Here is a 9,308-nt window from a genome sequence, read left to right on the forward strand (position 1 = left end):
GCGGCTTCCGCTGCACCGGCGCTGGCGGCATTTCCGCCGGCGCCGGACCAGCGTCTTCACTGGATCGCCGGCGGCAAGGCCAAGGGCGACGGGCTCGCGGCGTGCCATCCGTGGTTCGGCCATGTGAAGCGTGCCTATCTGATCGGCGAGGCGATGGAGCCTTTCGCGGCCGAGATCGGCGACGCGATTCCGGTCGAACGGTCGGGCGATCTGGCGACCGCGGTGGAACAGGCGGCCGCGGCGGCGAAGCCCGGCGATATCGTCCTGCTGTCGCCCGCCTGCGCCTCGTTCGACCAGTTCAGGGATTATGAGCAGCGCGGCGATGCCTTCCGCGCGCTCGTGCAGGCGCTCGGGGCATGAGCGGGGGGATGGACAATATGGAGAGCGCAACCGAACGCCCGGTGATCGCCGCGACGCGCACGACGAAGCGCCGCGGCCCGCGTCTCAGCCGCGCCGATCGCACGCCGCTCGGCCTGTGGTTCTGGGAAATCGACCGCGTCCTCCTGCTGCTCGTCTCGATCCTCGTCGCGGTCGGGCTCGTCGCGGTCGCGGCGGCATCGCCCGTCGCGGCGCAAAAGCTCTCGACCTCGACCGCCTCGCTCGACCCGCTCTATTATTTCTATCGCCAGCTTATGTGGGTGATCGTCGGCGTTCCCGTGATGCTGATGGTGTCGATGCTGCCGAAGCCGCAGGCGCGGCGCTTCGCCATCTATGGCACGCTCGTCTTCCTCGCCCTGCTTTTCCTCGTGCCGCTCGTCGGCACCTCGGTGAACGGCGCGCAGCGCTGGCTCGGCAGCGGGGTGTTCCGGCTCCAGCCGTCGGAGTTCCTCAAACCCTTCTTCGCGGTCTCGCTCGCGTGGGTGCTGTCGCTGCGCCTCCACGACCAGAGCCTGCCCGTCGTGCCGCTCGCCGCCGCGCTCACCGGCGTCATCGCGCTGCTGCTGATGGGCCAGCCCGATCTCGGGCAGACGATCATCTTCGCGGCGACCTGGTTCGTGCTCGTGCTCGTCGCGGGCCTGTCGATGCGGATCATGGGCGCGCTCGCGGGCGCCGGCGTCGTCGGCATCGTGCTTGCCTATTTCTTCTACCCCGTCGCGCAGCAGCGCATCAACATCTGGCTCTTCGCCGAGGGCGACAGCTTCCAGGTCGACAAGGCGCATGCGACGCTCACCGCCGGCGGCCTCATCGGCACCGGCCCCGGCGCGGGCCTCGCCAAGTTCCAGCTTCCCGAAGCGCACACCGACTATATCTTCTCGGTGATCGGCGAGGAATTCGGGATGATCGCGTGCATCGCGATCGCGGTCCTCTATCTCGCGATCATCGTCCGCGTCCTCGTCCGCCTGCTCGACGAGGAGGACAGCTTCCTGATCCTCGCCGTCGCGGGTCTGATCGCGCAGTTCGGCGGACAGGCGGTGATCAACATGGCGGTGAACACGCAAATCTTTCCGTCGAAGGGGATGACGCTGCCTTTCATCAGCTACGGCGGCTCGTCCTTCATCGCTCTGTCGATCGGCATGGGTTTGCTCTTGTCGCTGACCCGGCGAAACCCCTATGCGGCTCGGGTATCGATGACCCGAAACTGGAACAGGAAATGACCGCAACCCGCCACTTCCTTCTCGCCGCCGGCGGGACGGGGGGACATATGCTGCCCGCCTACGCTCTTGCCGGCGAGCTGATTTCGCGCGGGCACCGCGTCGCGCTGGTCAGCGACGACCGCGGGCTCAGGATCCCCGGCGCGCCCGCCGGGATGGCAACGCATGTCCTTCCCGCGGGCCGCGTCCACGGCGGCCCCGTCGGCTGGCTCAAGGCCGCGCTCGCGATCCGCAAGGGACGCCGCATGGCCATCGACCTCATTCACGAGTTCGATCCCGCCGTGGTGGTCGGCTTCGGCGGCTATCCCTCGCTCCCCAGCCTGCTCGCGGCGGGCGCGACGAAGCGCCCGCGCGTGCTCCACGAACAGAACGCCGTTCTCGGCCGCGTCAACCGGATGATGGCGCCGCGCGTCGATGCGGTCGCGGTCGCCTATCATAATATCCAGCGCTTTCCGGCGGGGCATGAGGCAAAGCTGCACATCACCGGCAACCCGGTGCGCGATGAAATCATAGCGATCCGCGACGACGGTTTTCCGCCGCTGCCCGAGGACGGCATCTTCCGCCTGCTCGTCGTCGGTGGCAGCCTCGGCGCCACCGTGCTCAGCGAAGTCGTCCCCGCCGCGATCGCGATGCTGCCGCGCGCGCTTCTCGACCGGCTGCAGGTCGTGCAGCAGTGCCGCGAGGACGATATCGAGGCGGTGCGCGCCAAATATGCCGAACTCGGCGTCGCCGCCGAATGCGCCTCCTACATCACCGATTTCCCCGAGCGGCTGCGCTGGGCGCATATGGTCATCGCGCGGGCGGGCGCCTCGACCGTCGCCGAACTCGCCTGCGCCGGCCGCCCCGCGATCTTCGTCCCCTATCCGAGCGCGATGGACGATCACCAGACTTACAACGTCGTCGACCTCGTCGAGGCCGGCGGCGCGATTTCGTTCCGGCAGCCCGATTTCACCGCCGCCGAGGTCGCGAAACATATCCAGCGCATGGCGCTCGAACCCGGCGCGCTCGAGGAAGCCGCCGAACGCGCCGCGAGCTGCGGCCTGCCGAACGCGACGCGCGATCTTGCGGATCTCGTCGAATCGCTCGCGGCGCCGCCGATGATGGACGTGATCCGCGTCGGCGCGTCGCCCCGCAGCGCAGCGGTCGCCGGCGGCGTCGCCGCCACCCGTGCGGGAGACAAATGATGCGCGGCGTTGCGACCGACATCGGCATCATCCACTTCATCGGCATCGGCGGCATCGGCATGTCGGGCATTGCCGAGGTGATGCACAATTTGGGCTATCAGGTGCAGGGTAGCGACATCGCCGACAGCTACGTCGTCGAAGGATTGCGAAGGCGCGGGATCAAGGTCGCGATCGGCCACGAGGCGTCGAACGTCGACGGGGTCGCGGTCGTCGTCACCTCGACCGCGGTCAAGCGCGGCAACCCCGAGGTCGAGGCCGCACTTGCGCACCGCATCCCGCTCGTCCGCCGCGCCGAAATGCTCGCCGAGCTGATGCGCCTCAAATCGACCGTCGCCATTGCGGGCACGCACGGCAAGACGACGACGACCAGCCTCGTCGCGGCGCTGCTCGACGCGGGCGGGATCGACCCGACCGTGATCAACGGCGGCATCATCAACAATTACGGCTCGAACGCGCGCCTCGGCGCCAGCGACTGGATGGTGGTCGAGGCCGACGAGAGCGACGGCAGCTTCCTGCGCCTCGACGGCACGATCGCGGTCGTCACCAACATCGATCCCGAACATCTCGATCATTATGGCAGCTTCGATGCGATCAAGGACGCGTTCGTCGAATTCATCGAAAATGTGCCCTTCTATGGCGCCGCGATGCTCTGCCTCGACCATCCGGAGGTGCAGGCGATCATCCCGCGCATCCGCGACCGCCGCATCGTGACCTATGGTTTCTCTGCCCAAGCGGACGTGCGCGGCACCAACGTGACGCCGGGCCCCGACGGCAACCGCTTCGACGTCGTCGTCCGCGACCGCGACGGGAACAGCCGGACGATCGAGGGCATTCACCTGCCGATGTCGGGACGTCACAATGTCCAGAATGCGCTCGCCGCCGTGGCGGTCGCGCTGCACATGGGCGTATCGGACGACAAGATCGCGTCGGGGTTCAACGGCTTTGCCGGGGTCAAGCGCCGCTTCACCAGAGTCGGCGAGATCGCGGCGGGCGACGGTGTGGTGACGGTGATCGACGATTACGCCCACCATCCCGTCGAAATCCGTGCCGTTCTCTCGGCCGCGCGCGAAGGCGCGGGGGCGGGGCGTGTCGTCGGCGTCGTCCAGCCGCACCGCTTCACGCGCCTCCGCGATCATATGGACGATTTCCAGCAGGCGTTTAACGACGCCGACATGGTGCTCGCGCTGCCCGTCTATGCCGCGGGCGAAAGCCCGATCGACGGCGTGTCGTCCGACGCGCTGACCGAAGGGCTGCGCGACCGTGGCCATCGTCACGCGCATGTCGTCGCCGATGCGGGCGCGCTGGCCGCGAGCATCGCCGCGAGCATCAGGGCGGGCGAACTCGGCGCGGGCGATATGATCATCTGTCTCGGCGCGGGCGATATCACCAAAATGGCGGCGGGCCTCGCCGCTGCGGTCGAGGCGGCATGAGCGCCGCCGAAACCCTTCCGGCCGTGCGCGGCAAGCTGACGGCAAGGGCGCCGCTGGCGCCGCTCGTCTGGTTCAAATCGGGCGGCCCCGCCGACTGGCTGTTCGAACCGAAGGACGCGGACGACCTCGCCGATTTCCTGCGCGACCTCGATCCGGCCGTACCGGTGATGGCGCTCGGGCTCGGCTCGAATCTCATCGTCCGCGACGGCGGCTTTCCGGGCGTCGTCGTCCGGCTGGGCAAGGCCTTTGCGAAGGTCGAGACGATCGATGCGACGACGCTGCGCTGCGGCGGCGGCGCGTCGGGCATCCTCGTTTCCTCGACCGCGCGCGACGCGGGCATCGCGGGCATGGAATTCCTGCGCTCGATCCCCGGCACCGTCGGCGGTTTCGTGCGAATGAACGGCGGCGCCTATGGCGGCGAGGTCAGGGATATCCTGATCGACGCCGACGTCGTGTTGCGCACCGGCGAACGCAGAACATTGCCGCTCGCCGACCTCGGCTACACCTATCGCCACAGCGAGCTGCCCGAGGGCGCGGTGGTGATCGGCGCGACCTTCTGCGGCCGACCCGGCGAACCCGCCGCGATCCAGGCCGAAATGGACCGCATCTCGGCGAGCCGCGAAGCCTCGCAGCCCCTTCGTTCCAAAACCGGCGGATCGACCTTCAAGAACCCCGACGGCCACAAGGCATGGGCGCTCGTCGACGAGGCCGGCTGCCGCGGCCTGGCCGTCGGCGGCGCACAGGTCAGCGAGAAGCACACCAATTTCCTGATCAACACCGGCGATGCGACGAGCGCCGATATCGAGGCGCTCGGCGAGGAAGTCCGCCGCCGCGTCAAGGACAAGAGCGGCATCGAACTGCAATGGGAAATTCAGCGCGTAGGCATGTTTGCCGAAGCGCCGAAGGAAGAGCGCGTAGGAGTGAAGAAGTGAGCCGGGGTCCGTGGCATGTCGCCGTCCTGATGGGCGGCTGGTCCGCCGAACGCGAAGTGTCGCTGATGAGCGGCAATGGCGTCGCTGACGCGCTCGAAAGCCGCGGGCACAAGGTCACGCGCATCGACATGGACCGTAACGTCGCTTTGCGGCTCGCCGAGGCGAAACCCGACGTCGTGTTCAACGCGCTCCACGGCGTCCCGGGTGAAGATGGCACCGTTCAGGGCATGCTCGACCTGATGGGCCTCAAATATACGCACAGCGGGCTCGTCACCTCGGTGATCGCAATCGACAAGGAATTGACGAAACAGGCGCTCGTGCCGCATGGTATCCCCATGCCGACGGGGACCATGGTCGACAGCGAAAGCCTCTTTTCCATCGACCCCTTGCCGCGCCCCTATGTGCTGAAGCCCGTAAACGAAGGCTCGTCGGTCGGGGTCGCGATCGTCAGGGACGACAGCAATTACGGCAACCCGATCGCGCGCGACGCCGTCGGGCCGTGGCAGGAGTTCGACCGCCTGCTCGCCGAACCCTTCATCAAGGGCCGCGAACTGACCGTCGCGGTCTTGGGCGATACCGCGCTCGCCGTCACCGAACTGCGCGTCAAGTCGGGCTTCTACGACTATGATGCCAAATATACCGATGGCCTCACCGAACATGTCTGTCCCGCCGACGTCCCCGCCGACGTCGCGCAGCGGATGAAGGACCTCGCGCTCCAGGCGCACCGCCTGCTCGGCTGCAAGGGCGCCTCGCGCTCCGATTTCCGCTGGGACGACGAACATGGCCTCGCGGGCATCTTCCTGCTCGAGGTCAACACCCAGCCCGGCATGACGCCGCTCAGCCTCGTGCCCGAACAGGGGCGCGCCGTCGGCATGGACTATGCCGAACTCGTCGAACGCATCGTGGGGGAAGCGTTGTCATGAGCAGGACGCAGATCAAACGCGGGAAATCGCCGCCGCGCCGCCCGGCGCGCGCGCCGAAGAAGCGGCGGAAGGTCCGGCAATCGCGCCTCAACGCGATCATCAACGCGCTGCCGATCAGTCCGCAGAGTCTCCAGAAGGTCGCCAACTGGACAATCGGCCTCAGCCTCTGCGCGGTCGCCGCGATCGCCGCGCACGCGACCGGCGTGACCGCGAAAATCCACGAGGAATATGCGCAGGCGGTCGGTCGCGCGGGGTTCCAGGTGAAGAAGGTCGAGGTCGTCGGCGCCGACCGCATCGATCGGCTCAAGGTCTATGACATCGCGCTCGCGCAGAAGGACCGCTCGATGGCGGCGGTCGATCTCGAGGATGTCCGCGGCGACCTCATGAAATATGGCTGGATCAAGGATGCGCGCGTGTCGCGCCGCCTGCCCGACACGCTCGTCGTCGACATCGTCGAGCGCACCCCGGCGGCGATCTGGCAGCATAACAACCGCCTGTCGCTGATCGACGAGAAGGGCGTCGTGCTCGAACCCGTCACCGTCGCGACGATGCCCGACCTGCCGCTCGTCATCGGGCCGCGGGCGAACCAGCGCTCGCAGGACCTCGACCGGCTTTTGTCCGAAGCGAGCAGCCTCAAGGAACTGCTCGCCGGCGCGACCTGGGTCGGCAACCGGCGCTGGGATCTGCGCTTCCGCAGCGGCGAGACGCTGTCGCTGCCCGAAGGCGAGGCCGAGGCGAAGGCCGCGCTCGCCAAATTCGCGCATATGGACGGCGCCAACCGCCTGCTCGGCCGCGGCATCCTCCGCTTCGACATGCGCGATCCCGCGCGCTTCGTCCTCCGCCTGCCGCACGAGGGACAGGTCGCTCCCGCGAAGCTCGAGGATGCGCGCGCCGCGGTCGATGCCGTCGCCGTCGCGCAGTCGAACGAAGGATAGGGCGATGGCGCCGCCGCGCATCGAAAAGATCATCACCGCGCTCGATGTCGGGTCGTGGAAGGTCTGCGCGCTGATCGCGGGGCAGACCGCCGACGGCCAGCTCCACGTGCTCGGCACCGGCCAGCGCGAGAGCCGCGGCGTCCAGCGCGGCTATGTCGCCGACATGGAGCAGACCGAGCATGTCGTGCGCGAGGCGATCGAACAGGCCGAGCGCATCGCGGGTCTCAACATCGACGACGTCTGGGTCAGCTTCTCGGCGGGCGGGCTTCTGAGCGACGTCGCGCCGATCGAAAGCGAACTCGGCGGCCACCGCATCGAGCAGGAGGACATCGACGACCTGCTCGCCGCGGGCCGCGCGGGCATCGATCCCGAAGGCCGCATGATCCTGCACGCGCAGCCCGCGCTCTACACGCTCGACGGGCTGACCGGCGTCAAGAACCCGACCGGTCTCCACGCCGACCGCCTCGGCGTCGATATCCACATCATCATGGCCGACGGCGCGCCCGTGCGGAACCTCGAGGCGGCCGTGCGTCAGGCGCATCTCGACGTCAACGCCGTCGTGGCGTCACCGATCGCCGCCGGGCTCGCCTGCCTGTCGGACGAGGAGCGCGACCTCGGCGTCGCGCTCGTCGAGCTCGGCGCGGCGGTCACCACCGTCTCGCTCTACGCCGGCGGCATGCTCGTCGAAATGGCGTCGCTGCCTTTCGGCGCGAGCGACATCACCGACGATATCGCCTCGGCCTTCGGAATCCGCCGCAGCCAGGCGCAGCGGCTCCAGAGCTTCTACGGCTCGGCCTCGGCGTCCCCGCGCGACAACAACGAGATCATCGAGCTCGAACCCGGTGCCCCTTCGGGCAGCGATTCCCCGCGCATCACCCGCGCGCAACTCGTCGCGGTGATCCGCCAGCGGCTCGACGCGATGATGGGCGAGATCGGCCGGACGCTGAAGGATCTGCATTTCGTTGGCCCGATCGGGCGTCAGGTCGTGCTGGTCGGCGGTGGCGCCGATCTCAAGGGCATCGCCGACTACACGCAGGTGGCGCTCGGACGCGCGGCGCGCGTCGGGCGGCCGCGCGGCTTGCACGGTCTGCCCGATGCGCATAGTGGCCCCGCTTTCGCCACGCTCGCGGGTCTGGTTCTCTACGCCGCATCGGACCCCGTCGACCTTCGCGACCTGCCGATGATGGCACAGGATGTGTACAAGCCGGCGGGGACTTCGATCCTCCATCGCCTCATGGCGGCACTTAAAAGCAGTTTTTGATGGTGGGACCAAAAGTTGCCACTGGCGCATTCGAGGTTTGAAGCGATTTTGTTCAGGGCAAGGAAGCGAGACGCAGGCATATGAGTATATTCCAAGGCTCGCTGACGCGGCCATGGGCAAAATCGGTCAAATCCCGAAGGGACGTCGAAATGGCTTCGATCTCGTCCCCGCGCGGCCTTGCAGATGGAGCCACCATCTGCGGCGGCCACGCGAAGCCGATATCTTCGCCATTTCGACGCCTCGAACGCGTCAGTGGCAATTTTTGGTCCCGTCGCGACGAAAAGGTTAATTTTTTGGGTGATTCCCACGTCACAATAGTGCAATGCGGTAACAGAAAACCGGGCGGACGGACTACCGCCCGGTCGGGTCGCAAGGTTGGGGAAGCGGCACCTGTCCGCCGCTGCAGGGAGACTATTTGATGAGCATCAATATTGGCCCGCCGCAGGTCGACGAGCTGAAGCCGCGCATCGCGGTGATCGGCGTCGGCGGCGCGGGTGGCAATGCCATCGCAAACATGATCGCGGCGCGCGTCGAGGGCGTCGATTTCGTCGTCGCCAACACCGATGCGCAGGCGCTCAATGCCTCGCCGGCCGAACGGCGCATCCAGCTCGGGACGCAGATCACCCAGGGTCTGGGCGCGGGTTCGCGGCCCGAGGTCGGCCGTGCGGCGGCCGAGGAAAGCATCGCGCAGGTCGAAGAGGCGCTGAACGGCGCGCATATGTGCTTCGTCGCGGCGGGCATGGGCGGCGGCACCGGCACCGGCGCGGCCCCCGTCATCGCCAAGGCGGCGCGCGACCGCGGCATTCTGACCGTCGGCGTGGTGACCAAGCCCTTCACTTTCGAGGGCAACCGCCGCATGCGGTCGGCCGAAGCAGGCATCGCCGAGCTTCAGGACCATGTCGACACGCTGATCGTCATCCCGAACCAGAATCTCTTCCTCGTCGCCAACCCGAACACGACCTTCAAGGAAGCGTTCACGATGGCCGACGAAGTGCTGCAGCAGGGCGTGCGCGGCATCACCGACCTGATGGTCATGCCCGGCCTCATCAAC

At 67.7% G+C, this 9,308-nt stretch carries 8 protein-coding genes and 1 pseudogene; all 9 read left to right on the forward strand.

All coding sequences use genetic code 11. From position 1 onward, the window contains the following. Nucleotides 1-360: pseudogene (locus JHC57_RS18785) on the forward strand (UDP-N-acetylmuramoyl-L-alanine--D-glutamate ligase); the annotation flags it as partial. Continuing rightward, the gene (locus JHC57_RS18790) at nt 357-1,595 is read left to right on the forward strand and encodes a putative peptidoglycan glycosyltransferase FtsW (RefSeq protein WP_294031977.1); all 1,239 of its coding nucleotides are present in this window, start codon (nt 357-359) and stop codon (nt 1,593-1,595) included. The pseudogene JHC57_RS18785 and the gene JHC57_RS18790, both read left to right, overlap by 4 nt. Then, the gene (murG, locus tag JHC57_RS18795; protein ID WP_294031979.1) at nt 1,592-2,776 is read left to right on the forward strand and encodes an undecaprenyldiphospho-muramoylpentapeptide beta-N-acetylglucosaminyltransferase; all 1,185 of its coding nucleotides are present in this window, start codon (nt 1,592-1,594) and stop codon (nt 2,774-2,776) included. Before JHC57_RS18790 ends, murG begins: the two co-directional genes overlap by 4 nt. Further along, nucleotides 2,776-4,206, forward strand: a complete 1,431-nt coding sequence (gene murC / locus JHC57_RS18800) for a UDP-N-acetylmuramate--L-alanine ligase (protein ID WP_294031990.1) — start codon at nt 2,776-2,778, stop codon at nt 4,204-4,206. Before murG ends, murC begins: the two co-directional genes overlap by 1 nt. Continuing rightward, the gene (gene murB, locus JHC57_RS18805; protein ID WP_294031981.1) at nt 4,203-5,138 is read left to right on the forward strand and encodes a UDP-N-acetylmuramate dehydrogenase; all 936 of its coding nucleotides are present in this window, start codon (nt 4,203-4,205) and stop codon (nt 5,136-5,138) included. Before murC ends, murB begins: the two co-directional genes overlap by 4 nt. After that, the gene (locus JHC57_RS18810; protein WP_294031983.1) at nt 5,135-6,061 is read left to right on the forward strand and encodes a D-alanine--D-alanine ligase; all 927 of its coding nucleotides are present in this window, start codon (nt 5,135-5,137) and stop codon (nt 6,059-6,061) included. The genes murB and JHC57_RS18810 overlap by 4 nt, the downstream gene beginning before the upstream one ends. Beyond that, the gene (locus tag JHC57_RS18815) at nt 6,058-6,996 is read left to right on the forward strand and encodes a cell division protein FtsQ/DivIB (protein ID WP_294031985.1); all 939 of its coding nucleotides are present in this window, start codon (nt 6,058-6,060) and stop codon (nt 6,994-6,996) included. Before JHC57_RS18810 ends, JHC57_RS18815 begins: the two co-directional genes overlap by 4 nt. Before the next feature lie 4 nt (nt 6,997-7,000). Continuing rightward, a complete protein-coding gene (gene ftsA, locus JHC57_RS18820; protein WP_294031986.1) occupies nt 7,001-8,257 on the forward strand; it encodes a cell division protein FtsA in 1,257 nt (418 codons plus the stop codon). Nucleotides 8,258-8,675: 418 nt separating this feature from the next. After that, a partial coding sequence (locus JHC57_RS18825; protein WP_294031988.1) for a cell division protein FtsZ occupies nt 8,676-9,308 on the forward strand: 633 nt, incomplete at its 3' end.

The sequence above is a fragment of the Sphingopyxis sp. genome, assembly GCF_016463645.1.
GTDB lineage: Bacteria > Pseudomonadota > Alphaproteobacteria > Sphingomonadales > Sphingomonadaceae > Sphingopyxis.

What these genes read in the sequence shown, in the direction of transcription:
- JHC57_RS18790 (WP_294031977.1), top strand. Translation starts at nt 357, where the DNA reads ATGAGCGGGGGGATGGACAATATGGAGAGCGCAACCGAACGCCCGGTG.
- ftsA (WP_294031986.1), top strand. Translation starts at nt 7,001, where the DNA reads ATGGCGCCGCCGCGCATCGAAAAGATCATCACCGCGCTCGATGTCGGG.
- murG (WP_294031979.1), top strand. Translation starts at nt 1,592, where the DNA reads ATGACCGCAACCCGCCACTTCCTTCTCGCCGCCGGCGGGACGGGGGGA.
- murC (WP_294031990.1), top strand. Translation starts at nt 2,776, where the DNA reads ATGCGCGGCGTTGCGACCGACATCGGCATCATCCACTTCATCGGCATC.
- murB (WP_294031981.1), top strand. Translation starts at nt 4,203, where the DNA reads ATGAGCGCCGCCGAAACCCTTCCGGCCGTGCGCGGCAAGCTGACGGCA.
- JHC57_RS18815 (WP_294031985.1), top strand. Translation starts at nt 6,058, where the DNA reads ATGAGCAGGACGCAGATCAAACGCGGGAAATCGCCGCCGCGCCGCCCG.